Origin of the sequence: Spirulina subsalsa PCC 9445 (assembly GCF_000314005.1) — a bacterium.
Taxonomy (GTDB): Bacteria; Cyanobacteriota; Cyanobacteriia; order Cyanobacteriales; family Spirulinaceae; genus Spirulina_A; species Spirulina_A subsalsa.
Genome location: NZ_JH980292.1, coordinates 1,026,895 through 1,052,632, shown reverse-complemented (window position 1 = coordinate 1,052,632; position 25,738 = coordinate 1,026,895). Strand labels below are relative to the sequence as shown.

The 25,738-nt window shown below is 48.5% G+C and carries 30 protein-coding genes and 2 other RNA genes; 14 read left to right on the top strand and 18 right to left on the bottom strand.

Annotated elements, in window-relative coordinates:
* Position 1: 1 nt before the first annotated feature.
* From SPI9445_RS0105075 to psbO, 4 genes are all read right to left on the bottom strand, one after another.
* Complete coding sequence (locus tag SPI9445_RS0105075; RefSeq protein ID WP_017303649.1) at positions 2-256, bottom strand: hypothetical protein; 255 nt, start codon at positions 254-256, stop codon at positions 2-4.
* A 289-nt stretch (positions 257-545) separates the two neighbouring features.
* Complete coding sequence (locus SPI9445_RS0105070; protein WP_017303648.1) at positions 546-1,508, bottom strand: hypothetical protein; 963 nt, start codon at positions 1,506-1,508, stop codon at positions 546-548.
* A 121-nt stretch (positions 1,509-1,629) separates the two neighbouring features.
* A complete protein-coding gene (locus tag SPI9445_RS0105065) occupies positions 1,630-2,460 on the bottom strand; it encodes an RNA polymerase sigma factor SigF (RefSeq protein ID WP_017303647.1) in 831 nt (276 codons plus the stop codon).
* A gap of 796 nt (positions 2,461-3,256) precedes the next feature.
* The gene (gene psbO / locus SPI9445_RS0105055; protein WP_017303645.1) at positions 3,257-4,066 is read right to left on the bottom strand and encodes a photosystem II manganese-stabilizing polypeptide; all 810 of its coding nucleotides are present in this window, start codon (positions 4,064-4,066) and stop codon (positions 3,257-3,259) included.
* A 603-nt stretch (positions 4,067-4,669) separates the two neighbouring features.
* Between psbO and SPI9445_RS0105050 the strand changes: the two genes are divergently transcribed.
* Both SPI9445_RS0105050 and SPI9445_RS24405 read left to right on the top strand, forming a co-directional pair.
* The gene (locus tag SPI9445_RS0105050; protein WP_017303644.1) at positions 4,670-4,990 is read left to right on the top strand and encodes a hypothetical protein; all 321 of its coding nucleotides are present in this window, start codon (positions 4,670-4,672) and stop codon (positions 4,988-4,990) included.
* A gap of 217 nt (positions 4,991-5,207) precedes the next feature.
* Positions 5,208-5,933 (top strand): D-Ala-D-Ala carboxypeptidase family metallohydrolase, encoded by a 726-nt coding sequence (locus tag SPI9445_RS24405; RefSeq protein ID WP_017303643.1) that lies wholly within the window; start codon positions 5,208-5,210, stop codon positions 5,931-5,933.
* A gap of 49 nt (positions 5,934-5,982) precedes the next feature.
* On the opposite strand, the gene ssrA is transcribed toward SPI9445_RS24405, so the two are convergent.
* From ssrA to psb29, 7 genes are all read right to left on the bottom strand, one after another.
* Positions 5,983-6,376, bottom strand: a transfer-messenger RNA (tmRNA) gene (gene ssrA / locus SPI9445_RS28195).
* Positions 6,377-6,431: 55 nt separating this feature from the next.
* Positions 6,432-6,725, bottom strand: coding sequence for a hypothetical protein (locus tag SPI9445_RS0105040; RefSeq protein ID WP_017303642.1), 294 nt, complete (start codon positions 6,723-6,725; stop codon positions 6,432-6,434).
* Between the two features lie 41 nt (positions 6,726-6,766).
* Entirely contained in the window at positions 6,767-7,165 is a 399-nt protein-coding gene (gene queF, locus SPI9445_RS24400) for a preQ(1) synthase (RefSeq protein ID WP_017303641.1), read from the bottom strand.
* Between the two features lie 44 nt (positions 7,166-7,209).
* A complete protein-coding gene (locus tag SPI9445_RS24395) occupies positions 7,210-7,644 on the bottom strand; it encodes a hypothetical protein (protein ID WP_164674468.1) in 435 nt (144 codons plus the stop codon).
* Between the two features lie 59 nt (positions 7,645-7,703).
* Positions 7,704-8,081: a hypothetical protein gene (locus SPI9445_RS0105025; protein ID WP_017303639.1), complete on the bottom strand. Its 378-nt coding sequence runs from the start codon at positions 8,079-8,081 to the stop codon at positions 7,704-7,706.
* A gap of 145 nt (positions 8,082-8,226) precedes the next feature.
* An RNA gene (ffs, locus tag SPI9445_RS28190) (signal recognition particle sRNA small type) lies at positions 8,227-8,323 on the bottom strand.
* A 76-nt stretch (positions 8,324-8,399) separates the two neighbouring features.
* Positions 8,400-9,116 carry a photosystem II biogenesis protein Psp29 gene (gene psb29 / locus SPI9445_RS0105020; RefSeq protein ID WP_017303638.1) on the bottom strand — a complete coding sequence of 239 codons (717 nt, stop codon included), beginning with the start codon at positions 9,114-9,116 and terminating at the stop codon, positions 8,400-8,402.
* Between the two features lie 673 nt (positions 9,117-9,789).
* Between psb29 and SPI9445_RS0105010 the strand changes: the two genes are divergently transcribed.
* The 5 genes from SPI9445_RS0105010 (at position 9,790) to SPI9445_RS0104995 (ending at position 12,965) form a co-directional block, all read left to right on the top strand.
* Entirely contained in the window at positions 9,790-10,044 is a 255-nt protein-coding gene (locus SPI9445_RS0105010) for a DUF2811 domain-containing protein (RefSeq protein ID WP_017303636.1), read from the top strand.
* A 38-nt stretch (positions 10,045-10,082) separates the two neighbouring features.
* Positions 10,083-11,471 carry a protoporphyrinogen oxidase gene (gene hemG, locus SPI9445_RS0105005; protein WP_017303635.1) on the top strand — a complete coding sequence of 463 codons (1,389 nt, stop codon included), beginning with the start codon at positions 10,083-10,085 and terminating at the stop codon, positions 11,469-11,471.
* The gene (locus SPI9445_RS30325; RefSeq protein ID WP_237747926.1) at positions 11,431-11,616 is read left to right on the top strand and encodes a hypothetical protein; all 186 of its coding nucleotides are present in this window, start codon (positions 11,431-11,433) and stop codon (positions 11,614-11,616) included. The genes hemG and SPI9445_RS30325 overlap by 41 nt, the downstream gene beginning before the upstream one ends.
* A gap of 213 nt (positions 11,617-11,829) precedes the next feature.
* Complete coding sequence (pth, locus tag SPI9445_RS0105000) at positions 11,830-12,447, top strand: aminoacyl-tRNA hydrolase (RefSeq protein WP_026079537.1); 618 nt, start codon at positions 11,830-11,832, stop codon at positions 12,445-12,447.
* Positions 12,448-12,686: 239 nt separating this feature from the next.
* Complete coding sequence (locus tag SPI9445_RS0104995) at positions 12,687-12,965, top strand: hypothetical protein (RefSeq protein ID WP_017303633.1); 279 nt, start codon at positions 12,687-12,689, stop codon at positions 12,963-12,965.
* 218 nt (positions 12,966-13,183) lie between these two features.
* On the opposite strand, the gene SPI9445_RS0104990 is transcribed toward SPI9445_RS0104995, so the two are convergent.
* Positions 13,184-14,239, bottom strand: a complete 1,056-nt coding sequence (locus tag SPI9445_RS0104990) for a DNA cytosine methyltransferase (protein ID WP_017303632.1) — start codon at positions 14,237-14,239, stop codon at positions 13,184-13,186.
* A 237-nt stretch (positions 14,240-14,476) separates the two neighbouring features.
* A complete protein-coding gene (locus SPI9445_RS0104985; RefSeq protein WP_017303631.1) occupies positions 14,477-15,679 on the bottom strand; it encodes a phosphoglycerate kinase in 1,203 nt (400 codons plus the stop codon).
* A gap of 142 nt (positions 15,680-15,821) precedes the next feature.
* Between SPI9445_RS0104985 and SPI9445_RS0104980 the strand changes: the two genes are divergently transcribed.
* On the top strand, positions 15,822-16,235 hold the full coding sequence (locus SPI9445_RS0104980) for a universal stress protein (RefSeq protein WP_017303630.1): 414 nt from the start codon (positions 15,822-15,824) through the stop codon (positions 16,233-16,235).
* A gap of 108 nt (positions 16,236-16,343) precedes the next feature.
* On the opposite strand, the gene SPI9445_RS0104975 is transcribed toward SPI9445_RS0104980, so the two are convergent.
* Both SPI9445_RS0104975 and SPI9445_RS24390 read right to left on the bottom strand, forming a co-directional pair.
* The gene (locus tag SPI9445_RS0104975; protein WP_017303629.1) at positions 16,344-17,141 is read right to left on the bottom strand and encodes an LmeA family phospholipid-binding protein; all 798 of its coding nucleotides are present in this window, start codon (positions 17,139-17,141) and stop codon (positions 16,344-16,346) included.
* A gap of 30 nt (positions 17,142-17,171) precedes the next feature.
* The gene (locus tag SPI9445_RS24390; protein WP_164674467.1) at positions 17,172-17,882 is read right to left on the bottom strand and encodes a hypothetical protein; all 711 of its coding nucleotides are present in this window, start codon (positions 17,880-17,882) and stop codon (positions 17,172-17,174) included.
* Between the two features lie 199 nt (positions 17,883-18,081).
* Between SPI9445_RS24390 and SPI9445_RS0104965 the strand changes: the two genes are divergently transcribed.
* Complete coding sequence (locus SPI9445_RS0104965; RefSeq protein WP_017303627.1) at positions 18,082-18,645, top strand: Uma2 family endonuclease; 564 nt, start codon at positions 18,082-18,084, stop codon at positions 18,643-18,645.
* Between the two features lie 15 nt (positions 18,646-18,660).
* Here SPI9445_RS0104965 and SPI9445_RS0104960 read toward each other — a convergent pair whose 3' ends face one another.
* The 3 genes from SPI9445_RS0104960 to SPI9445_RS0104950 all read right to left on the bottom strand — a co-directional run bounded on the left by SPI9445_RS0104960 (position 18,661) and on the right by SPI9445_RS0104950 (position 22,073).
* Entirely contained in the window at positions 18,661-19,479 is an 819-nt protein-coding gene (locus SPI9445_RS0104960) for a superantigen-like protein SSL4 (RefSeq protein ID WP_017303626.1), read from the bottom strand.
* 117 nt (positions 19,480-19,596) lie between these two features.
* A complete protein-coding gene (locus tag SPI9445_RS0104955) occupies positions 19,597-20,730 on the bottom strand; it encodes a glycosyltransferase (RefSeq protein WP_017303625.1) in 1,134 nt (377 codons plus the stop codon).
* 185 nt (positions 20,731-20,915) lie between these two features.
* Positions 20,916-22,073, bottom strand: coding sequence for an NAD-dependent epimerase/dehydratase family protein (locus SPI9445_RS0104950; RefSeq protein ID WP_017303624.1), 1,158 nt, complete (start codon positions 22,071-22,073; stop codon positions 20,916-20,918).
* 184 nt (positions 22,074-22,257) lie between these two features.
* Between SPI9445_RS0104950 and SPI9445_RS0104945 the strand changes: the two genes are divergently transcribed.
* From SPI9445_RS0104945 to SPI9445_RS0104925, 5 genes are all read left to right on the top strand, one after another.
* Positions 22,258-23,544 (top strand): homoserine dehydrogenase, encoded by a 1,287-nt coding sequence (locus SPI9445_RS0104945; RefSeq protein ID WP_026079536.1) that lies wholly within the window; start codon positions 22,258-22,260, stop codon positions 23,542-23,544.
* A gap of 11 nt (positions 23,545-23,555) precedes the next feature.
* Positions 23,556-24,182 (top strand): thiaminase II/PqqC family protein, encoded by a 627-nt coding sequence (locus tag SPI9445_RS0104940; protein ID WP_026079535.1) that lies wholly within the window; start codon positions 23,556-23,558, stop codon positions 24,180-24,182.
* Positions 24,183-24,296: 114 nt separating this feature from the next.
* A complete protein-coding gene (locus tag SPI9445_RS0104935; protein WP_017303621.1) occupies positions 24,297-24,590 on the top strand; it encodes a Dabb family protein in 294 nt (97 codons plus the stop codon).
* Positions 24,591-24,695: 105 nt separating this feature from the next.
* Positions 24,696-25,040, top strand: coding sequence for a DUF2605 domain-containing protein (locus SPI9445_RS0104930; RefSeq protein ID WP_017303620.1), 345 nt, complete (start codon positions 24,696-24,698; stop codon positions 25,038-25,040).
* 225 nt (positions 25,041-25,265) lie between these two features.
* Entirely contained in the window at positions 25,266-25,574 is a 309-nt protein-coding gene (locus SPI9445_RS0104925; RefSeq protein WP_017303619.1) for a DUF2973 domain-containing protein, read from the top strand.
* The last annotated feature ends 164 nt before the right edge of the window (positions 25,575-25,738 follow it).

The window sequence follows — 25,738 nt, the reverse complement described above, 5'->3', positions numbered from 1 at the left end:
CCTAAGATTTTTCCTGCCAGGCCCCATGTTTTTGTGCATAATAATCCAAAATGCTCTGAACTTGTTGCACTTGCTCCTCAGATCCTTCATATTCTAAACACAAGGAACCGATTTGACTCTGTTGATAGTTAAACTCCCCCATCTCTTGGGGCGTGAGGGTGACAGAAACCCCCACCACTTGCCGTAAATGAGCCGCCACCTCTCGATACACGGCGAGGGGCATTTGAGAACAATAAATTTCTGTGCTGTGCTTCATGATCTTTAGAAGTCAAGGGAACGGGGAACGGGGAACAGGGAATAGGGAATCTTGACAAGTTAAGGCTCAACGTTAGAAGTCAAGGAGTCGGGAGTCGGGAGTCGGGAGTCGGGAAAATCCGGTTGTGTCCAAAATTGAAGACCCTATAAATAGTGTTTTCCAGTTTGTGGAACGCTATATCTGGGACTTGACAAAATGCACACAAGCCTAACTTGTTAATGTTGGGGAATAGGTAATAGGTACTCATTATTAACTCCCCCTCTCTCCCCCTCCCCCTATTCAGCCGGCCCTAACTACTGGGACGACCTCGCGTTAAAGATACAGTTTCTGAGGGAGCATCAGAGGCCGGAGGTTCACCCACAGCGCGAGTCACTTCCATCCCTAACTCTTCCAAAACCACCACAGGTTGAGCGCGTCCTTGGACTTCAATCCGTTTCACTAAAACCTGTCCATTGGCTAAATAGTCCCCCACTCGCACATAACGACTTTTTTCGGTGGGCGCTTGCAAAATCGCCCGGGTTTCACCATTCACTGTCACCACTCCCGTCACCTGTACCGCTTGGGCTAAGGTGGGTTCAGGCAGTGAGGGCAAGTCAGGAATAAAATCCGGGCGCGGTGGTTCAACTCCATTAGGGGAGGGAATATCAGGAGTCGCAGGAGTTCCTGGAGTCGCAGGAGTTCCTGGAGTCGCAGGAGTTCCTGGTGCAGCAGGAGTCTGGGCGGTATCTCCCGATGGGGCTTGACCGGGAGCAACCGGAACCCCTTGCCCTTGGGGGTTGGGGACTCTCGCGGAGGGTAAACGGTCGGGCGCTCTCACACCATCAAAGGGACTGGGAGGACGCGGGGGGATGCGGACGGGGATAATCGGAGGGCGAATAGCCTCGGTAGTAATTGGGGCAAGGGGAATAGTGGCGAAGGGATCACTTCGTCCGGCCTGTTGCTGGACACTCTGGCGCAATACTTCTCCACTGGGGAGAGGGATTAAGCCTTGAGCGGCGGCGGTTTGGGCGGCTTCTCCGGTCACCAGGGGGTCTTCAAAATCTGCGCCGTCTTCGGCCTCTTCTTCTTCAGTACTGGGTAACTCGGCGGAGGGATCTCCTTGAGGGGCCGGAATCGGTTCTTGGACTACGATTTCTGAATCTCCACCATCATCAAAATTGTCGCCCCCTATGAAGGGTAGAGACTCGCAACCGCTTATTCCTAGGGAAAGGGCGATCGCAGACAGTAAAAGAAATAAGTTATATTTAGCCATCTCTCCTTAGCCTGAATCACTTAGATGTGTTGAATCCCATCACCCCCAATTCTAGACGAAGAATGATCTGTTCCCTGCAAGTCGTTAAGTTCTGGTGGTGACTCGGGATTCTCCCCTCATCCTAGCCTTTTCCCATCAAACCTTTCAGGGCGTTTAGACCTTTTTTGACCCGACGGGAGACAGTAACCACACTAATCCCCATGCGTTCCGCTACTTCTTTTTGGGTTAAATCGTGCAGAAAGACGAATTCTAGAACATCTCGGGTGCGTTGTTCGAGTTGCACTAAAGACTGTTGTAAACGAATCCGATCCTCTTGGGCGAGTTGGAAACTGCGGTACTGATGATCGGGAACTAATTCCCCTAAACTGGTCAGCCCCTCATCCCCTTCTCCAACCGGGAGGTCTAAACTCAAGGGTTCCCGATTTTGATAGGCGAGTTGAATCTCTTGCCACTCCATCAGGGACAATCCCACCCGTTCGGCAATCTCCTGATCCGTCGGGGGGCGGTTCAGTTCAGCCCTCAGAGAACGGGTGCTAGCGATCGCCTGTTGCCGTAGTTCTAACCATCGTCTCGGAATCCGCACCGAAGAGCCTTTATCTCGCAAATAGTGCTGGATTTCACCCCGAATATAAGGAATAGCAAAGGAACTAAAAGCATGACCTTTCGAGAGATCAAACCGTTCAATGGCTCGAATTAACCCTAAACAGCCCACTTGTAACAAGTCTTCATAACTTTCCGTGCATTGTTTTACCCAGTGGTGTGCTTCTTTCCGCACTAGGCCTAAATTCAGCGTGACGATCTCATTGCGCAAGGCAGAGTCCGGACGTTCTTGGTATTGGCGTAATAATTCCAAACTATCATTCTTCAAGCTGATAGTCGGCAGGTCAGGACTGGGTAGACTATCACTAGATGAATAATCAGGTTGGATGGAACGAGACACGGCAGTAGACATGGTATAGAAAAACCCTGTTTTGACGATGGAATGAAAAGACGGAATCTAAAGATAGAATCTAACAAACTGACAAATTATAGAAGCACTTCCAGAGAATGAAACCCGAGCAACTCTCTTGAGAGAATTTTTGCTTTGATGCTTGTCCGGCTAAGGTTTAGAGATTTGAGAGACAACCATCTAATTCAAGATTAGAGAATTTGGACCGAGGAAGATTTTATGAAGTTTTCAGAATTTTCTCCCTTCCAAGTTTATTCGTTTCTGCAAACACCCTGCAACAGTGATTTCCCCGAGACTGCCGTATTTAGGCGTTTTGTCAGAAATATTAACAAATCATGAAGTTATTACTCAAGGGCTAGAAGATGCCATTTTTCTCCTCTTGCCCGTTGATCATGACATCCTCCCGACACCGACCCTAGGGGTACGGTGCGGGCTTCCCCATATCACTATGAGGCTTTCCTGCTTCTACGGGAGGTTCTAGATGTCTTTTTAGGGACATCCCCGTTCGCGTTCACTTCGTGACGCTTCGCGTTCGCGAAGCGTTGCGTAGCAAAGCGTTGCGTAGCAAAGCGTTGCGTAGCAATCACCTCTTCCTCTACAGGCAGCTTGACCCCCAGTCCAAGGGCTACAAGTCCACGTTGCTCAACAACCATCGCCACCGCAACGTCCCTATCCCTAAAACGGGATCAGATGCTCTGACCCCAGACAAAACAGTGATTAGCTGTTTAACCTCCCAGCTAATCACTGCCGTGCAAACATCCCAACTGGGATGTTTGCAAAATAAACCGCTTGTTGCCAATTATGGAGCAGAAACGCGAGCGTAGAAGATTCCACGGATTTTCACTTCTTCCGGGTCTTCCGCGCCTAAGTCAGTTGCAGAAGGTTGAACACTCACAAAGTTACCCGCAATTTCTCCGGTGCTACCGTCAACTTTAGTCACTTGTAAGGAGATTTCACCTTTTCCGGTAACAACTCGTTTGGTATTCGCCCGTTCTAAATCATCTACGTCTGCGGCAGAGGGAAGAGCAACGGCGTTATCATAACCACTGGCGACCCCGCGACCTTTAGGATCCAAGAATACAGCGCCCCGATAGGAAGGCACGTTAAACTCTCCTTTAAAGTCTGTGGAGGTGTTGATGGAATCAAAACCGGGTTCGGTGCTGGCCACTAACTGCTTAATGGTAAACAGGAACGGAACTTGCTCGCCCCCCGGTAATAAAACAGTAATGGCTTGGAAGTCCAGTCCGCCCTCTTCCGTAAAGGTCAGCACCCCATTACTGCCAGATTTAACGTTGCCGTAAACTTGCTCAATGCTGGATGTATAGCGAGTGAGAACTTTCCCCGGAACAAATTCGGCTTCTTTGCGCTTGTTGGAGGGTTCTTCTTTCACGAAATACTCTCTGGGTTCTAAGCACAAGTCGGTCACTTCATAAACCTGACCTCCAGCAATGGGAATTGTGCCACGGGCGGTTTCTTCGAGTTCAGGACATAGGTTAGCTAAACCCGTGTTCAAAATTTGATCGTAGGTCAATTGGTTGCGATTGGCAGCACTTACTGCACCATCACCACAAGCGGTTAGCACCCCTAGGCACAGCACTAGGAACGCCATAATAACTGCACGATAATGCCTCATAGTCAACCTCTATTATTGTCAATCTCTGATTTCGATTTAATCTGTGAACTGCTCTACTCCACTGGTGGGACGGAGCTTCCCAATTCAACGGCAATTGCCTCTAGGAAAGACTTACGCCCCCGTTTTGGTCTTACATTGCCTCCTTGGGCAGTAACGCTGGTTCCCAACGCTCAATTATGAGATGGGGAATTCCCGGCCAATTTATTAAAGGCTTGGCTATTGATTCTGCGTGGGAAGAATCCCCTCCCAGATGAGATGGGTTTCTCCGGAGAATGTTCTGTTTTCCGCGTTAATCCTGCGTTGGCGTTAGCCTTCCGTAGGAATCGCCACTGGACAGAGCCAAGTTCTGGGTTGTGTTCTAAAAGCTTGTATTAAGCTCTATTGACATCTCCTGCACACCACTTCAAGATGATGCGTGGAGACTTTCCCTCAGACTTTGAGAGAAAAGGTTCAAGTCCAACATCATATTATCATCACGGATGTAGCTATTTAGATCCGGTTGCTCAACATCGCCGATCCTGCAATGCAGGCAATCTCGTAAAATGTCCCTTAGCTTTAAACATCAGTGGGGAGAACGCATTGGATTCACAGCAACTTGAAACACAACTCGAAACACTGGGTCAGGATATTGTTGCCTTAGCTCAAAGTCTGGAAGGAGATAGTATGGCACTCCTTTCCCTCCTACGACATCTCGAACAAGTTCACCGTCAAATCCGCGAGGATTTGTTCTTAACCTCTTTACCGGATACTCGCCAAGCCCTAGATAATATTCTGCGAGATATTGAGGAGGTGGGAGGGTGGCCTTATATTGAGCGCCTTAAGTTACAGGCTTTTTTAGGTAGTGTGGCTTGGTCTGGTTCTAGGGATAGTGAGGGGGATCTACCGGAAACGAAGGAGTAGAGTGGGGGCTTTCTGGCAAGATTCAGTTAACAATCTTTGCTATTGGGGGACAAACTCAGGGGGTCTGGTTATGCTTGAGAAGCCCAAATACATCATGAGTTCTGGGGTGGCTGGGGAGTGACTTTCTCCCGACGCTGACCGCAAATACAGCGCTCGGCAACTGGCGCGGATTAGCTCAATTGAATAACCACTCAAGACGAATGAGCGAGGAAAGGATATGAATACTCCAACATTGACTAAGGCAACGGAATTGTCTGATCTGAGTACCGATCAAGTGCGATGGATTCAGTCTCGTCTAGAAATCGGGGGCTATTTGCCGACGGGACAAGTGGATGGCATAGCTGGACCGTTAACCCGTAAGGCGTTGGCGGCGTTTAAAGAGGATCTCTGGTTGGAGTTTCCGTCCTTGGTGGGTCCGAGTACAATTCAGGCGCTGTCAGAACTGGCCCCACGACATTCGGTTTCGGAACAGCCTCAAGCCCTGAAGCAGCAAGTCCTCACCAATGCCGGACAGTTGGAGGGAAAAAGTGTGGTTTTGCCCAAGGTGGGTAAAATTTATGAGCATCAATATATTGTTCCCGATGTGCCGTTGACTTGGGGGGAGATGACGAAGGGGTTAGATTTTCGTCGGATTCCGAACTCGGTGGAAATTGTGGAGGATATGGAGAGGTTAGCGATTGTTTTTGGCAGAGTTCGCAGTCGCTTCGGTTCTCCTATTGGTATTACTTCGGGGTATCGTCCGGCGGCGCTGAGGATTGGGGTTCCCAATTCTCAGCATATTTTCGGGCGGGCGATGGATATTTATCCTCTCAATGGTGATTTTCGCCGTTTGTTGGAGTTGCTGAAGGTTGAATCGGCGGTCAAGGGGATTGGTTTGGGGCAAAAACGGGGGTTTCTCCACATGGATATCCGTCCGGGCGATCGCGTCATCTTTCCCTATTAGCCTGAAAACTAGAAGTGGCGAGAGATTCACTTCTCGCCGCTTGCTTTGGGGATGGAGCCGAGCAGAGTCGAACTGCTGTCCAAACTGGGTATTTACTTTTCGCTCATTCACAGGTTTAGCCTTTCTAACCCTCAAGGCGGGAATCGTTAATTGTCCCTAACGATGGGATTCTCTAATGAAGTCTTAGCTAGTCAAGCCACTAGAGAAACTCGACTAGAGCATCCGTTGGGGTTTATCTATAATCCTTAACGGAGTCGAATTATAGATGCTCGAACCGTGTTTAGGTTTAGATTAAGCAGCTACAGGAGCGGCTTTACGAGCGAAAGGAACGATGTTGTTCGCATTTACTATTTTTTTTGAACCTTTGATTAACGAGAGGAGGCTCACTCTCGACCTGTATCACGGGTCAGCTTTCGCCAGCCTGTCGAAACCGTTACGGCCCCGTGTTGTTCGCTTCTTAATTATAACGATTAATTGAGGGACTGGCAAGGTTAGGGTTTAGCCCGGGTCGTCCTCTCGGCTAAAGTAGCCTTGGATGCCGGAGGTGGTTTCTGCCGAGAGTCTAAACTTTTGTCCGCAAAAGGTACAGTATAAGTGCTGGTTGAGGTTGGGGGGGGGTGGTGTGACTTCCCCTGTCCAGGGAAAGGGGGATTTCTGACGGGATGCGTCTTGGTCGATGGCTAATACACCGGATGCGATCGCTTCTCGAATCCCTCGGAGGGTTTGGCTTAATTGTTCGGGGGAGGTTATTTCGGGGACAACCTTAATGGATCTACAGTGTTCGCAAGTCATAGACCAAAGGGATTGAAGGAGGATTAACCAAGGGGAGGAAATCAGGATAGAGGGTCTTCCTGACGGTGACGCACTTCTATGACGGTGTGGACATTGCCCCGGGGGGAAAAATCGCCTTTGATTGAGACTTCAAGGGGATTACAAGCGGCTACAAAGTCATCTAATATCTGATTGATCACTTCTTCATGGGAAATGTAGCGATCGCGATAACTGTTGACATAGAGTTTCAAGGCTTTTAACTCGACCACCGATTGATCCGGGGAATAAGTAATATGAATGGTGGCAAAGTCGGGATAGCCGGAAAAGGGACATTTACAGGTAAACTCGGGCAGGTCAATATGAATGTCATATTTTCGACCGATGCGAGGATTGGGAAAGGTAATCAGTTCCCCGTCTAAAATGGCACGTTCGCCATATTTCACTTCAGGATGATTTGTCATGGTGTTGGCTGTTTCTTGAGAAGGCTTAGATCAAGCAAGATTTTTTAATATACAGGAGTCTGAGGGGGTTTTCCGCCATCCCAATCGGGACAGGTGGGGGTGTCACTGCCGTAGGGGTGCATGGCACAGACGAGCAGGGTTCCGTTATACACTTGACCATGATAGTGTTGACACCCGATACAAGCGGGATGTTGGTCTAAACTGGGTGACACTTGTTCAGTAAACAACAGGTCTAACTCGTGATCGGGGAATTCTGCCCAATCTGGTGGATCTTCAAAGGGGAATAATAAGGGGGTGACAAAGCTTTCAAACCATTGATCCAGTTCCGTTTCTACGACTTCTTGGACTTCAAGGGCGATCGCCTCGGCTACCTCTCCCACTTCATTAACAAATTGTTCGATCTCTTGAGTTACGGTGTCGAACATTTCCCAGAATTCTTTTGACCAATCTTCCATAGGCATAGCGGCGGAGTAGTTCACAGGGCGACCTCCATTGTGACACACTCACTGGACTTAGGGGATCAACCTCCCTCAATGGTCTAGGAGTCCTTTTGAATGCGTCGGAGTTCTTCTTGCAGGTTCTGCACTTGATCCCGCAAATTTTGCACCGGATCTGAAGGGGATTGAGATTCAGAGGGGGGGGGATCCTCATCGAGAATAATTTCAATCCGTCGGGGTTCTTTGGACTCCTCACGTCCTTGCTGCATAGGAGGCTGTTGGGCTTGTTGAATCCACTCATCCACCAGTTTAGAGGCTTCTTCGGTGGTAATTTCTCCCCGTTTGACCATTTCCTCCGCGAGTTTTTGGGCTTGCGATCGCAACTCCTGCAAACTCAAATTCGCTTTTTCCCCTGCATAGGAGGCAATCCCTACACCGAGATAGAAGGCTTTTTGCACTAGGTTTCCGAAATCAGGCATCATGTTCCTCCCAGACTTGCGCCGTTCAAGGCGGCTTTCTTTCTCTAGGATACGCGGCAAATTCCGTCCTTGACCAGCCTGAAGACCGAACCTTAATTCTCTCTCAAAACCCTTCTTTCTCTGTCCGAAAAGACCCCAGACAGCAAAAGACCCGGAGTTTACGCCTATCTGAAGCATCCCGTATTGCTGCCACCTTCCGGTTCTGACAAGGTTTGGGCGTTCAGATCGCGTAAGTCCGGATCGTTTTCCATTATAACACAGTTTTGGGTCATTAATGTTCCGAATCCCTAGAAAATCTCTGACCCATCCCAGAAACACTCAGGCACCCTGAGCATTTTCCGAACTTTCAGCCCCTTGGGTTTTTTCTAACGCCCGCTTGAGACGTTTTTTCCGATCCGCTTCTAAGGCATCTTGTAGCACCCGTTTGGCTTGTTCCATTTTCTCCAAGTTGCCTTGATAGAGTTCTAAGTCCTTCTGTAACTTATCAATGGGTAAACGGAGGCCTTCGCCCAAGGACTGTAAAACCTCGTTCAGTTTCTTATGGTCTTGTGCCGTCGCCGGACTGATTTTCTCAATCAGGGCGTACAGACCAATAGCAAACAGACGACTATATTTAAACTTCCGTTCAGGGGAGGCGATCGCATTCAACGCATTATACAAAGGTTGCGCCCCATCGTAAGACCCCAGAGAGCTAGTCCAGTTGAGTAGTTGATCAAGGGAGATTTTTTCCGCCAATCCGAGCAGAGTCGCCGCATCCTGATGATACTGTTGGGGATCGGTTTCCACCGCCCGACACAAAGCCTCAAAAATGGACACCCGATCCGCTTCCGGCTTATAACTCGACATAAAACGCTCATAACTCGAAGCCACCCCCAAGCCATAAATGGGGTCATAGCCGAAATTCACATTCACGGAGAGCAAGTGCATCTCAACCATCAACTCCTCCACCACCCGGCGATAGATTGAGTTAATAGGGCGGGTATGATGGGTATAAAAATTTTGTTTAGTATCAGAAACAGTACGAACTTTATTCACAAAGTCAAATTATAAAGACGAGACGGTGTTTCCATTGTCTCATAGGATTTTCCCTTTTTCCCCCAAATCTCAATATTTCCCATGCCTCCCACTCCACTCTTACAAAAACTGGGTCAATACCTAGGGCTTGCATGAGAGTCAGTCGGGAATTTAAGCCACTTGAGGAGTGCCGGAGACAAAATCTGATTTTCCCCCAGCAACCTAACTTTGTAATTCTTATTTTTTCGTCGAGTTTTCCCCAAAATATTCCCCAAATTTTCCACAGGGTTAGCGTATTTTTCCACAGTTTTCCCCAAGTTTTCCACAGGTCGATCTCTAGAATCATCCTTTTTGCGCCCTAGGAAAGATTTTAGTGTTTGTCAAAAAGGAGGCGTTTTATACGGAGTTTCTGTAAAGTTAGGTAACAAAAAAGGGGCTTTAACCTTTGCTTTTTGGTAAATCTTTATTCTTGCCAAAGAAATTTGTAACATTTCTCAGCATTGACAAAGCTGGGGTTCTCTCCCGAAATAGGTATAGGGGATTAATTTTATCTGGTCGTGAAAATACATTTGTTCTTTATTGCGGACTCCATGAATCCCCTGTCGAAAAGTTCGGATTTCCCCTTCTACTTCGCACAGCCCGGTGAGTCCGTGACTTGTTCCATCCTCCACCCCTAGACACCCGAGAGGTATTTATGAAAACCAACATCAGTATTCTGGCGGAAATTCCCGAAGAACTGCACGCTTCGCTCAAAACCTATTTAGACACTCACCCCAACTGGGATCAAGATCGGGTGTTTGCGGCGGCGTTGTCCTTATTTTTGTTGCAGAGTAATAGCGATTCTCCTTCCCAACCGACAAGCTCCCCCAACCATCCCACCGCCTACCGTGCCGCCGACAATTATCAAACCTGTGCCAAAGTGTACCTTGAAACACTATTCCACTCTTAGGTAGAATGGAAAGTTGCTCTTAACTTCAGTCCCGACCTATGCTTGATAGTCTTATTGTGGGAGCCGGAATTAGCGGTCTTAGCGCGGCTCACACCCTCCAAAAACAGCAAACCCAGTTTTTAGTCACCGAAAGTCAGGGACGGGTAGGCGGTAACATTACAACCAATCGGCAGGGGGACTATCTGTGGGAAGAAGGCCCTAACAGTTTTGCTCCCACAGAAGACTTGCTACGCCTGGCCGTAGAGGTGGGTTTAAAAGAGGATTTAGTCTTTGCCGATCGCCGTCTCCCCCGTTTTGTCTACTGGAATCAGCAGTTACACCCCGTCCCCATGAGTCCCCCGGCGGCCTTGAAAACCCAATTACTTAGTGAGGCGGGGAAATGGCGGGCGGCCTTGGGAGCATTAGGCTTTGTTGGGGGCTTAGTGGGTCGAGAGGAAGAAACGGTGCGTCAATTTTTCACCCGTCATTTAGGGACTGAAGTCACAGAACGCCTAGTCGCGCCCTTTGTCTCTGGGGTTTATGCGGGGGATGTGGATCAACTGAGCGCTCAAGCGGCCTTCCGTCGGGTGTTTGAATTTGCCCAACTGGGGGGAGGATTGGCGGCCGGGGGGATTTTAGCCCGTCGGCAAGCCCCCCCTAAAGCCCCACCGGATCCCAGTTTGCCAGAAACGAAAACGGGACAACTGGGATCCTTTCGGGAAGGCTTAGAAATGTTGCCCCGGGCGATCGCATCTCAATTAGGCGATCGCCTCAAACTCCAGTGGCGACTGACCCACCTCGAAATCACCCCCCAACAAACCTATCTCGCCCACTTTAACACCCCCGACGGCCCCCAACAAATTGCCACCCGCACCCTAATCCTCACCACCCCCGCCCCCATCACCGCAGACCTCCTAAAACCCCTCACTCCTGCCCTGCACGGGGTCTTAAAGGAAATCTACTATCCCCCCGTCGCCTGCGTCGTTCTCGCCTATCCTAGGGCAGCCTCAGCGCGTCCTTTAGAAGGGTTTGGTCATCTGATCCCCCGCAACCAAGGAATCCGCACCCTCGGCACCATCTGGTCATCCTGTTTATTCCCCGGACGCACCCCCGAAGGAGAACATCTGCTCACCAACTTTATTGGCGGAGCCACCGACCCCGGAATTGCCCAACTCGACCCGGAAGAAATCGCCCAAGCGGTTCATCAAGACCTGTGTAAAATCCTCATCCGGCCTGAATTTACCCCCAAAATCCTCGCCGTCCGTCTCTGGAAACAGGCCATCCCCCAATACACCCTAGGACATCTCCAACGACTCGCCACCCTAGAGCAGGAATTAAGTAAATTCCCCGGCTTACACATCCTAGCCAACTATACCGACGGCGTAGCCCTAGGCGATTGTGTTAAGCGTGGTGTGGCAGTCGCTCAGAAAATTCGGAGTCGGGAGTAGGGAATTGGGAGTCGGGAGTCGGGAGTCGGGAATCGGTGTAGGGGCGCAATGCTTGCGCCCTAGAGAGTCGGGAGTCGGAAGTAATGTCATTGCGTTTGCTGCGCAACGCTTCGCGAACGCGGAGCGTCACGAAGTGAACGCGTAGCGTTCCGAAGGAAGGTACGAAGCAATCTAGTCAGGAGTCGGGAGATTGCCTCTCCCCCTCTTCCCCTCTCCCCCTCTTCCCCTCTCCCCCTCTTCCCCTCTCCCCCTCTTCCCCTCTTCCCCTCTCCCCCTCTTCCCCTCTTCCCCCTCTCCCCCTCTTCCCCTCTCCCCCTCTCCCCTGCTCCCCCGTTCCCCGTTCCCCGTTCCCCGTTCAATGATACAAACCAATCCCACCCCCTCCCTAATCATTCCTCAACTGATTGTCGGGTTAGGAAATCCCGGAACTCGATACGATAAAACCCGCCATAACATCGGTTTTGAAGCCTTAGATTGCCTTTCTCAAACTTGGCAACTCTCTTGGCAGAATCATAAACGCTTTAAAGGCTTTTTTAGCGAGGGACGGAGTATCACCGGAGAGAAAATTTATTTACTCAAACCCCAAACCTACATGAACCTTTCCGGCGAGTCCATTCGTGCCGTTGTCGATTGGTATAAAATCCCCCCAGCATCCATTCTGGTGATTTACGACGACATGGACTTACCCGTTGGACGCTTACGGATTCGCCTTTCTGGGTCGGCCGGAGGGCATAATGGCATCAAATCCACCATTGCTCACCTTGGGAGTCAAGACTTTCCCCGGTTGCGAGTTGGCATCGGTAAATCTGGGGAAGACAAGGAAACCGTGTCCCATGTTTTGGGCAAATTTGCTCCCTCGGAGAAAAAGGTCATTGCTGAAGTATTAGATTGGGTAGTCAGTGCCGTGGAATTGAGCTTAAAACAAGGTTTAGAAAAAGCCATGAGTCTTTACAACGGCCGCGTTATTGGCGAGTAGTTCGTTCTGTATATCCCCCTTCCATCCAACCCAGATAAAACCCTTGATTCTTCCTAGATTTTGAGGGCAGAAACTCCGTGAATACCCTGTTCTTTCTGGGCGGGGTATTCATGAATTTGCCCTAGCACAACCTAAAATACGATATAACCATAAATAAAACTCTCCCCAGTCTTGGGGATGCCTTCATTTCCCTTGGCTACAGTCCCAAAGACCAATACAATCAATAATACGGAGAAAACATGAACACTCAATTAGTCGATGCGTTAGTGCAAATCATTAATAATTTAAACCCAGATGAAAAAGCACTTTTACAAGAAAAAACCGCATTAAGTAAGAGTCAAGAAGCTTATCATAAAATGATAGAAGTCCGAGGGGAAATTTTAGAAAGACGAGAAGGTAAACCATTAGATATGGATGTGAATGAGATGATTTATCAAATGAGAGAAGAACGTAGTCAAGAACTTATGGATGCCTGTTTTCCGAAATTATCCCAACTCAACTCTACTATTACGGATTAATTGATCTGTTATGATAAGCCTAGATGTTAGTTTTATTATTCGCTTAGTAATAAGCACTAATGGAAATAACTCATACGGGATTAAATGGCAAGAATGGCAGTCATAATACAGTCATTATTTAGCGTTAGCACAACGGCTACAAGTTGACCTCTGGACGGCAGATAAACGCTTATTTAATGCAGTTTCTCAATCGTTATCATGGGTTAAATTAATAGAGGTTAATTAATATTAACTCCAACCATAGTGGTAGATTTTTCTTTTTCTGTAAAGCTTTCAACGCCTCTTAAATCATCAAAAATAACTCTAGCTAGAGCATAGGCTAAATTAACAGGTACGGCATTCCCGAGCATCTTATAAGCAGAGGCCACGTTTTGATAGTCAAAAATAAAGGCATCAGGAAAGGTCTGGATTCTAGCACATTCTCGAATGGATAACCTCCGATAAGAATAGGGAGAGTTGGGGTCAAAGATAAAGTGATCTTTCCCGACATGAATCATTTTATTGGCTTGGGGATGAATAGGAGCATGACGACCTCCTGCTTGAATGGTGAACGATGGCTCATCCCAACCTCTTACTCGATTACGAGAAAGGTAAATTGTGGAAAATCCTCCGGTCATATATTCATGATTGGGAACAATACATTTACTCCCATTGGTTTTATTTTTCTCTTGAGCAGGAAGGGCTGACTCTTTTAAATCCCAGATAGTATCTTTGAGCGTTAAATAATTAGAATTAGGCTCAGGAAAGATGAATTTTTTGTTTAAGTTGATATGATATCCTACTAAAATCACCCGCTTTCGATCTTGGGGAACTTGATAATCTTTGGCATTGAGCAGTTTTAACGAAACCACATAACCCGCTTCTTCAAAAGCTGCCAGAATATTTTTTAAGGCAACTTGATGTTTTTTGTGCAGAATACCAGAAACATTTTCAGCTAGGAAAAATTGAGGTTGTTTGTCTTGTAAGATGCGAATATATTCTAAGAATAATTGACCCCGTTCATCTTCAATGCCCCGTTGACATCCGCCCTCGCTCCAACTCTGACAAGGTGGCCCCCCGATGATGCCTGTACAGTTGGGGATTTCTGCTGAGGGAATTTTTCTAATATCTCGACGATCTAAAAAGTTTTGGGGGTGATTTTTTTCGTAGGTTGACCAGATTTCTTTATCATATTCGTTTGCCCAAATGATATTAAATCCAGCTTGCCGAAATCCGAGATCTAATCCTCCACATCCGGCAAAAAGGGCGACGATGGTAGGTTTAGAAAAAGTCATAATAAATTCAAATAATGCTACTGTTTGATTGTAGCAAAATCAGGTTGTTTTTTGAGGGTTAGGTATGGGGTGGGGGACTTGATAAATTGCCCCTAGAAGAGGGATTAAAGTCCCTAAAATATTAAAACTCAAATCCTAGGGGTAGATGAAGGAAAAAAGGGCATTTGAGACGCGCCCAAATGCCCTAAGTTATTGACAAGTTAATCAAGATATGTTATGGATAGCAAGCTTTAAAAATTAAGCTTCATCTAAAGCGGCAATTCCGGGTAATACTTTCCCTTCGAGTAATTCTAAACTTGCACCGCCTCCGGTGGAAATGTGGCTCATTTTGCTGGCTACGCCGACTTTTTCGACGGCGGCCACGGAGTCACCTCCCCCAATGATAGTGACTGCGCCTTTTTCGGTTAAATCGGCTAGGGTATGGGCGATCGCCTCTGTCCCTTTGGCAAACAGATCAAACTCAAATACCCCCATCGGGCCATTCCACAGGACACACTTACAATCGGCTAAAGCGTCTTGGAAGACCTTCACGGAATCGGGGCCAATATCTAATCCCATCCAGCCATCGGGAATGCTCTCAATGCTGGCGATTTGGGAGTTAGCATCGGCGGCGAAATTATCGGCTAAGACTACATCGGTGGGTAATAACAGATCCACGCCTTTCTCTTTGGCTTTGGCTTCTAGAGATTTAGCCAATTCCAGTTTATCCTCTTCTACCAAAGACTTGCCCACGTTTAAACCCCGGGCTTTGTAGAAGGTGAAAATCATCCCTCCCCCGATGAGCAGTTTGTCGCATTTTTCGAGTAAGGTTTCAATGACACCAATTTTACTGGAGACTTTAGATCCCCCAATAATGGCGGCTAAAGGACGTTGGGGGTTATCAATGGCCCCTTGTAAAAATTGTAATTCTTTCTCAATTAAATAACCCGCTACACTGGGACTGAGGTATTGTGTGACCCCTTCCGTCGAAGCGTGAGCGCGGTGTGCGGTTCCGAAAGCGTCATTGACGTACAGATCAGCATTCGCGGCTAACTTTTTGGCAAAGTCGGGGTCATTTTTCTCTTCTTCGGCGTAGAAGCGGACGTTTTCGAGTAAGGCGACATCGCCGTTGTTCATGCCGTTGACAATAGCGGCGACTTCATCTCCAATACAATCGGGACACATGGTAACGGGTTTTTCTAGTAACTCAGACAGACGTTGAGCTACGGGGGTAAGACGCATACTTTCAACGACTTTCCCTTTGGGACGGCCAAAGTGGCTGGATAACAGAACTTTCGCGCCTTTGCTGATTAAGTCCTGAATGGTAGGCAAAGCGGCGCGAATGCGAGTATCATCGGTAATGCTCCCGTTGTCGATGGGAACGTTAAAATCGGCTCTTACTAAAACCCGTTTTCCGGTTAAATCACTGGCTGATAAATTTGCTACGCTTTTTTTCGACACAAGGATATCCTCCTAATTGCGTTCTATTCTATTAGTGTGTGCTGTTTAGCCTGATTTGCTCTTGAGACTCAGGGGGATCTCAGTTTTTGGGATTACTCCCTAGCCGATTGTACCGGAGTGGGTGTTACTGGAGGTATGTTTGATGTTTAAAACTGTGTTGTTTCCGATTGATGCAAGCCGCGAAGCCCGCGAAGCGGCTAAGGTTGTAGAGGATATTGTCAAAACTTACAATAGTCGTCTGGTTTTGCTGTCTGTGGTGGAAAATCCCCCCACGGAACACGGGGAGGCGACGGCGGAGGTGATGACTTCTGCGGAAGCGGTGGAGAAGTTGCTGGAAGGTGCTAAACAGGCCTTTGCGCAACAAGGGATTCAAGCGGAGGTTATGGAACGGGAAGGGATGCCCTCGTTTACGATTTGTGATGTGGCTGATGAGTTGGAGGCTAATCTGATTGTAATGGGGTCGAGTGGTATGGGGTTAACGGAGGAGGGGGTGTCGGAGAGTGTCACTACGCGGGTGATTAATCTCTCTCCTTGTCCGGTGTTGATTGTGCCTTGATTTTAGGGAACGGGGAATGGGGGGGAGCAGGGGGGCAGGGGGTGATTACTGTTGCATAAGTACCTTTTGCCTTTTGCCGACTCCCAATTCCCGATTCCCGACTCCCTATTATTCCACTCGAACGAAGGCCGCTAGAGATAACCGCTCGTCGTCGATGTCTAATTGTAGAAGACGGGCGGTAATGCCTTGTTGGGTTAAAACATCAAGGTCTAGGCGACTGTTGAGGGCGGAGAGGGCAATGTTAGCGAACATGGGGGGGAGGGGATTGTCGTTGAGTAAGATGTCGGCTTCGCTGAATTGAATGCGTCGGCCGCCTTCTATAACGAGTTTGCCTGTGATGTCTAGGGTTAATTGGGCGCTGTCTTCTCCGGTGGCATCGAAGGAGCGGGCTTGGAGTTGGAGACGGAGGCGATTGTCGCCTAAAAATTCTAGATCGAGGTCGGAGAGTTCGTATTGTTGGGGAGCGGTGCCGGGGAAGTTGCGGGCGAGGTTGGTGACGAGGCTTTGTAGGCGATCGCGCAGTTGGGGAGATTGTAGCGCCTGTTTGAGATCCGCCTCGGTGAGAACAAGGCGCACCGCCCCTTGTACGGGTTGACGTAAAGCATTCCGCCAATCCCTCCCCCCTTGTCGGAGTTGTTGGAGATCAACATTGAGGGGATCGGTTTCCAGTTCTAGGGTATCCAGTCGTAAATCGGGGGTGAGGTGAACGCCTCGACTGGCTAGACGGACTCGATCCACTTTGCCCTGTAGAAGTTGATGACTGGGGGTGTTATCAATGCGCACGGTGAGGGTATCCACTCCAGCGAGTCTTGAGCGCAAATTACCTTCTACGATACTCTCAACAATAAATCCGGTGGGGGTTGCACCGGAGAGTAAACCTGTGAGCAATAGAACAATCCATTCCATGATTTTTTTAATGAGGGAGTGTTTTCTATCTTAATCGTTGCTTGGGCTGTCTTCAGGAGGGGGTCCCTGTTGTTGTTGGGCTAAGAGGGTTTGCACTAAGGCCTGAACAATGGTTTGGGGATCTTCGCTTTCAATGCCCGCTTGTTGCGCGATCGCCTTTCTCAATTCCGGTTTCTCTGTCATGCGTTCTACCAACTGTTCGAGGGTTAGCACTTCTTGCCCCTCCTCTAAGTTAGCGGCATTGGGCGGGGGTAGAGAAGACCAAGCCGGATCTTGAACTCCCGCCGCGAGGCTGTTGTTTTCCTGCATCACCCCTTGACTTGGCTGTTGTAGGAGTTGAGAGGCGATCGCATAGGCCACGGCCCCCACCTCAGCCCAACCTTTTTCTAAATACTGAGTTTGAATCGCTAGTAACTCTAAACGCCTTGCCAGTTCTAAGTTAGGAACCCCAGAGGCTAACACCCTCCCCCCAAACCCTTGCAGCCAATTCACCCACTGAACAAAACTCACCCGCTCTTGACTTTGCTCAAAAAACTTCTGGACGCGGTGAGACTGCCACCCATGAGACACCCCTTCCAATAACTGGGTAAAGAGAAACTCAATATCACTATCACTTAGGGGAGCCCGAGGTGCTGACTCCCGTTCGGGCGCAACTGAGGGAGTAGAAACACCTGTAGACTTTGACCGACCGAAAAGACGCTGCCAGCCCTTTTTAATCCATTGCCAAATTTTTTTCCACATTACGCTAACTTCCCCCATCGCTTCCAAGGCCACTTTAGCTCAAATCGAGGGATCTGTGTCCCATTGTCTTCTAGGTAGGGCTTGCTGAATAACTCTGCTCCGGGTGGGAAACGGGGAACAGTGCTTAGAGGGATATTCAGCAGACCCTAGGTAGAATGGAGAGTAGTTTTTGATCGGGCAGATCAAGGGGAAAGTCGAAATGGTACAAGCACCAGTCCAAAAACTGACCTTAGTAGAATTTTTGCGATTACCAGAGACGAAACCAGCCCAAGAATACATAGATGGTCAAATTATTCAGAAACCAATGCCTCAAGGGAAACATAGTGCAATTCAAGGGGAACTTGTCTCTGCCATCAATGAGGTGGTAAAGTCCCGGCGTATTGCTCGGGCATTTCCTGAGCTACGCTGTACCTTCGGGGGTCGTTCAACTGTTCCCGATATTGCCGTTTTCCTGTGGAATCGAATTCCCCGTGATCACAATGGGGAAGTTGCCAATACCTTCCCCATTGCGCCAGATTGGACAATTGAAATCCTCTCTCCCGATCAAAGCCAAACCAAGGTAACAAAGAATATCCTTCACTGTTTGCGACATGAAACTGCAATGGGTTGGTTAATTGATCCCGATGAACAAACCCTGTTTGTCTATCGTCCTAAACAGGAACCCGAAGTATGGGATAGACCTGATGAAATTGTTCCTGTACCATCCTTTGCCCATGAATTACAGGTTTCTGTTCAGGAGTTGTTTGCTTGGTTATTAGAGTAGCTGGGGATTTTCCGGCTACAAGTTATCCATCAAGGAAGATAAAGTATAACGACGGCGCAGATCCATCTGTTCGGCTAAGTTGCCCGAAAGGGGGGCGCTTTCGCCGTTGTGACTGGGATAATCAAGAGGTGTCACCATTTCCGGAGGAACAATGGTGATCTGGGGTTCAACCGTTCGGCTCACATTTCGGGACTGGGGAACAGAAGATATCTGATGGGACACCGGGCGAGCAACGTTTCTGGATGGGGGTGAAGATGCTCTAGGAGTTGCCATGACCCGGGGCATCTCCCTAGGAGGAGATACGGGGGTATATTGGGGATAGTCGAAATTCCGTTCAACTTCCGGATAACGAGCGGGAGGAAGTTGATAAACCGGACGGGCGGGGGGCAATTGTTTGAGACGCTGACGGGGACTGCAAAAATGGCGCAACACCAAGGTCATGATCATGGAACTGGCGGCACAACCAACAGAAATCAAGCTGATTAACCAAAAGGGCAGAATCTCCAAGGGGTTAAGGGAACGCTTGGGGGGGTTGGGATCATAGGGACGGAGGGCGCGTTCTGGGGCTTCGGTTCCCCGCTCATTGAGGTTTCCGGTGGGGGTGTTATCTTCCCGACCTTCTGGGGTCAAGTTGGCGGGGAGGGGCAAGGGTTCTCGGGCGGGTTGAATGGCGGGGTTGAGCAAGCTGACGGTTGCCCCTACTGTTAGCATCATGGCGATCGCCCATAAACTCCCCCAAAAGAAGATCGGATAACGGCTAATGAGGGTTTGCAACAGCAATTGAGCCAGTGTTTTCTTTTTCCGTTTGCGTTTGCGCTTGGCAGAAGTAACCATGAGTTTGTTCTTTGGGCCCTGAGAAATTCTAGCGAGGACAAAGGGCGCGATCGCCTGACCCAGATGAGTCTGCTAACAGATTAGCAAAAATACGGGAAGAATGGCCTTTTGTTATGCTTAAGCCGCAGTGGGTAAGCGATGAGCCGCCACAACCCCTTGATAATAACCTTTGAGTTGACGAGTGGCCGCCGCCCATCCCCAGCGTTCGGCCTCTTGACGCGCTTTCCCCCGTAGGGTTTCCCGTTCCTGGGAGGCCGCAATCAAGCGCTGGGTCGCTTTAATCGCCCCTTGGGGATCTTGGGGATCGAATAAGTAGCCATTCTCCCCATCGGTGACAATATCGGGGATGCCGCCGGAATTAGCCGCCACTACAGGGCAGCCCGCCGCCATGGCTTCTAAGACCACTAAACCGAGGGTTTCGGTGCGGGAGGGGAAGACAAAGGCATCCGCCGAGGCAAAAGCGGAGGCTAATTCCATCCCCCGTAAATAGCCCACAAAATGGGTGGGGGTGCCTTGAAAATGTTGTTCTAAGGCCGCCCGGTGGGGGCCATCCCCCACAATGGCTAAACGGGAACCGGGGATGGCTTCGAGAATGGGTTTAATTTGTTCAATTTCCTTCTCGGCCGAGACGCGCCCCACATAGAGGAGTAAGGGACTTTCTGGGTGGCCTTGGGAGAGGCGATCGCGCATTTTCACCGAAGCGAGACTAGGCTGAAACATATCCGTATCTACCCCCCGCTGCCACAAATCCACCCGCTCAATCCCATGACGGCTTAACTCATTTACCATTGCCGTAGAGGTGCAAAGGTTCAATTCTGCCTGATTATGAGCCGCTTTCAGTAACTCCCAGAGAAACCCTTCTAAAGAGCCGAAACCATAATGATGTAAATATTGGGGTAGATGGGTATGGTAAGAAGCCACCAGGGGGAGATCCAACATTTTGGCATAGTAAATCCCCGCCAATCCTAAAATCGCGGGGTTCACCACATGGATTAAATCCGGTTTAAATTTATCTAAAGCCTTCCGAATGGAGGGACGAGGGAGAGCTACTTTTAATTCGGGATACATGGGCAGAGGAAAGGCCGATAACCCATAAATTTTCGCTCCGTGATATTCCTTCATCCCACCATCGGGACAGACCACGAGAACCTGATCCCCTTGGCGTTGTAATTGTTCAACGGTGTGACGTAAACGGGTCACAATGCCATCAACTTTGGGCAAAAAGGTTTCTGTAAATAGAGCAATTCGCATAGTGATTTAACAGGTTAATTTGAATGGGTAGGGTATGGGGTTATGAGAGAGTTGTATTATCCCGTAGATTGTATCCCGTAGGTTGGGTGAGATTTACCCTGGATTGTTGGGTTTCACTTCGTTTCACCCAACCTACGAAGGGGGGAAGAACTGATAATTGATAATTGGAAAAATGGGCTAAACAATTAACCGCGTCGCCAAGATACTTTCGGTAAAATTTGCTGTTTATCGACCCGGTGCTTATAACTAATCGCAAAGGCTAATAAAGAATCTAACAACGAGTCCGATAAATAATGAGGTTGTAAGCCTAAATCCAGCAATTTGGTATTTTTCGCATTAAAATAATGCTCCTCCAATTCCACCCGAGGATTATCCAGATTTTGGATTTGGACATGATCTAACCCCAACGTGACGGCCGCTTGTTTGACTTTCATCGCCAAATCCCCCACGCTGAATAATTCCGTGAACTGGTTAAACACGCGGAATTGTCCCGGTTCTGCGGGATTGGCAATAGCTAACTCCATACAGCGCACTGTGTCCCGAATATCCAAGAAACCGCGAGTTTGTCCCCCTTTCCCATACACCGTCAGAGGGTGTCCGATGGCCGCTTGAATACAGAAACGGTTTAACGCGGTGCCGAAAATCCCGTCATAGTCCAGACGGTTAATCAGCATCTCATCCATGCCAGTTTCTTCGGTTAAAACCCCATAAACCACCCCTTGGTTTAAGTCCGTGGCACGCAGACCCCAAATCTTACAGGCAAAATGAATGTTGTGGCTATCATGGACTTTGGATAAATGATAGAAGCTGCCCGGTTGTTTCGGATAGGGGAGCGTGTCTTTCCGTCCGTTGTGTTCGATGGTGATGTAGCCTTCCTCAATGTCGATGTTGGGGGTGCCGTATTCTCCCATAGTGCCGAGTTTCACCAGATGAGCATCGGGGAAATGCTCTTTCATGGCGTAGAGAATGTTGAGAGTACCCACAACGTTATTCACTTGGGTGAAAACGGCGTGTTCTCGGTCAATCATGGAGTAGGGAGCGGAACGCTGTTCCCCAAAGTGAACAATGCTTTCGGGTTGGAACTGCTGCAAGGATTTCAACAGAAAATCATAATCTGTAATATCGCCAACAAACAGATCAATCTTTTTGCCTGTAAGATCATGCCAACGTTGCAATCGTTTTTGAATGGGGGCAATGGGGGTTAACGTGTCTACGCCCAATTTGCTATCCCAGTAGCGTCGCACTAGGTTATCTAGAATGGCGACCTCATAGCCTCTGTTTGAGAGATGGAGGGCTGTTGCCCAGCCACAGTAACCATCCCCACCAATAACTAGAACTCTCATATCGTCTACTTTTTCTATTTTTACCGATACAGGCTAAATTTATCAGGTATTGGTATCCCTTGGGACAGTCATTCTTAATCTGCTACTACTGTGATCTGCTATACATTGCAACCTGCCTAGGGGGAATGCAGCGCGACCCCTCAAGGGTTAGGATATTGAAAGAGTGTAAAAAGGGCATAAGACTGTGGTATTGAAGATTGGCTTGTTGGGATTGGGGACGGTTGGCACGGGAACCGCCGAAATTTTACTAGATCCAACGGGACGTAACCCCCTGATTAAGGAGATGGCAATTCATCGGGTGGGGGTTAAATCCCTTGATAAACCTAGGGCGGTTGATCTGCCTCGGGAGTTGTTCACCACGGATTTAGAGGCCATTGTCACGGATCCGGAGGTGGATGTGGTGGTGGAGTTAATCGGGGGGATTGAACCCGCTAGATCCCTGATTTTAAAGGCGATTGCTGAGAAAAAACATATTGTGACAGCGAATAAAGCTGTAATTGCCCGTCATGGGGATGAAATCTACACGGCGGCTAATGCGGCGGGGGTTTATGTGTTGTTGGAGGCTTCTGTGGGCGGGGGAATTCCCATCATTCAACCGCTGAAACAGTCTCTGGGGGCGAATAAAATTCAGCGTGTCACGGGGATTATTAATGGCACGACAAACTACATTTTGACCCGGATGCAAACGGAAGGGGCGGATTTTGAGGAGGTGTTAGCCGATGCCCAACGGTTGGGTTATGCGGAGGCGGATCCGACAGCGGATGTGGATGGGTTTGATGCGGCGGATAAAATCTCGATTCTGGCTTCTTTGGCGTTTGGGGGGCGGATTCACTATGAGGATATCGAACGGGAAGGGATTCGCCAAGTGAGTGTTACGGACATCACCTATGCTGAGGATTTGGGCTTTGTGGTGAAGTTGTTGGCGATCGCACAACGAGATGAACACACCCACGGCTCCCTACAGGTGCGCGTCGGCCCCACCTTTGTTCCCAGAGATCACCCCCTCGCCAGTGTGAACGGGGTTTATAATGCCATCTTGGTGGAAGGAGAACCCCTCGGACAAGTGATGTTTTTCGGCCCCGGTGCAGGGAAAGGCGCAACAGCCAGCGCCGTTGTCTCGGATTTACTCAATTTATTTAGTTTGTTGGCAAGTAGCCAGAAAAATCCTCTTCTCGGTTGCTCTCATCAACACTACTGCACTATCACCCCCATTTCTGAACTCGAAACCCGTTTTTATGTCCGTTTCCTCTGTGGAGATCGTCCGGGAGTGATTGGTCATCTCGGAACCTGTTTTGGCAATCATGGCGTGAGTTTAGAATCTATTGTACAAATCGGGTTTCAAGACCATCTCGCGGAAGTAGTGGTTGTGACTCATGATGTGCAAGAAAAGAATTTCCGTCAAGCTTTAGAGGAAATTCAAGGAGAATCGGTACGGGATATTAATATTGCTAGTATTCTCCGGGTTTTATAGGGGGGCTAAATATCATGTTAACTTGTAAAACTCTGCTCGATAAACACACAGAACTCTGGCAAAAAGCCACCATTCACCCCTTTTTAGGTCAGTGTAAACTCGGCACAATCCAACCGATTCAATTTAATACTTGGCTGGTGCAAGACTATCTCTTTGTTGTTGAGTTTACCCGTCTAGTGGGTCGCATTTTGAACGCGGCTCCTGTGGAACATTTCGATAGTATTTTAGGGGGGTTAAATGCCCTTAAAGATGAATTAAACTGGTTTCGAGATAAAGCTACCCAACGGGATCTAAATTTGTCGACCATAAAACAAGCGACTTGTCAAGAGTATTGTGACTTTTTGTTGGAAATTACCGAGATGTCCTATCCGGTGCAAGCCGTGGGATTGTGGGCGATTGAGTTAGCCTATAATCAGGGTTGGCAACTTCCGGGTCCCATGCCAGAACCCTATGCAGAATTTGCGAATCGCTGGGGAAATGTGGCATTTACGGAATATGTCAGCATCTTAGAACAACAAGCTGATGCAGTCCTAGAAACAGCTTCCGAAACGGTCGAACAACAGGCAGAATCGGTCTTTGTCAGAATTGCTCAACTGGAGAATGCCTTTTGGCAAATGGCCTTTACTGGCGGTCAATAAACCCGCTAGAATGACTTACCCCCCATTCTCTTGAGAACAAACTCCGTCTAGAGGTGATGCGCGAATGGTTCTCACTGGATGGGTTTGTCCTTTCTATGAGTTGACCTAAAGCCGATGCTAGAACATATTGTGTTGTTTAAATGGAAACCCGAAGCGACTCCTGAAGCGATCGCCTCCATTCTAGATGATTTTAACCATATGCCGGGGAATATCCCGGAAGTGGTGAGCGTCTCTTGTGGGGAAAACCTCACCAACCGTTCTCAAGGGTTTACTCATGGTTTAGTGGTGCGTCTCAATGTTTTGGAAGAATTGGAACGCTATCAACAGCATCCCTTTCACCAAAAAATTGTTCAAGAGAAGATTAAGCCGATTTTAGCGGATATTTTGGCGGTAGATTACCAGTTTTGAGCCAAGGAACGGGAGATAATCTGAGAATCCGTAACAAACAGTTACAATAAAAAAAGGGGTTTAGTCCCCGAATGAGAGTACAAAGCGTACACTGGAATTAGACGGATGTCTGGATCACAACCACCGGAGAATGACCTGCTCAAACAGATACTAGAACCCTTACTGGAGGATTTCCAGGACTGGTTTGGGCGATCGCAAACCTTGTTAGAATCTCAGAAAATACCATTTTTGACAGACCAAGAACAAAACCAGCTTCTCTTGCGGCTACAAACCGCTAAAAAGGAAGTCAGTGCCGCTCAATTGCTCTGTCAAACCATGAACCATCGTGTAGGTATTGAGATGACCACCCTTATCCCTTGGCATCGTTTAGTCACGGAATGCTGGCAAATCTCCCGACGTTGGCGCGCTTGGCAAGCTGATCTGGGGAATAATAACACAACTTTTTCTTAAATCGTTCTTGAATTGTGTTTTTTCATCACTAGCTTATGATCATTGATCAGAACAACCGATGAGTTTCTGCTTGATTCCCCAGTTCCACTGCTGTTAATGCCCTATTTTTAAATTGTTCAGCCAGTTTAAAAGTCTTTTAACAAACAGACCTCGCCTTTAGCTGGGTGGGGTAGTTCACACAATCAACCACTGTGAGATCAAAATAATTAAGGGGGTTTCCTGATTATGTTACATATCCTTTACATTTTGGCTTTTACGGTCATTGCCTTTTTGGCCATTAGTAATCTCATTCGCAGTTTAATTACGGTCAGTACAGAATCCACTCGTCGCAACAGTCCCCCCGGACGAACTCCAACTAATCGCACTCCCCAACGGGTATCCCACCCGGAGTTATTAGATGAAAATGGTCAACTGACCGATGAACCCCTCTTAATTATGCGCTCCGTTAATGTGGAAGATGCTAGAGAACAACTAGATGCCATTTATAACGCTTCCCCCGGCACTCCACGGGACACACCCGAGGAGCAAAACTAATCTTGACCAGTTAAGACCCAAAGTTAGGGGTTGAGGGAATAGGGAGTAGGGAATCGGGAATCGGTGTAGGGGCGCAATGCTTGCGCCCTAGAGAGTCGGGAGGAGGGGGAGAGAGGGAGACAAGGAATTAAGACTTATTACTTATTACCTCCCCCTTCCCGTTC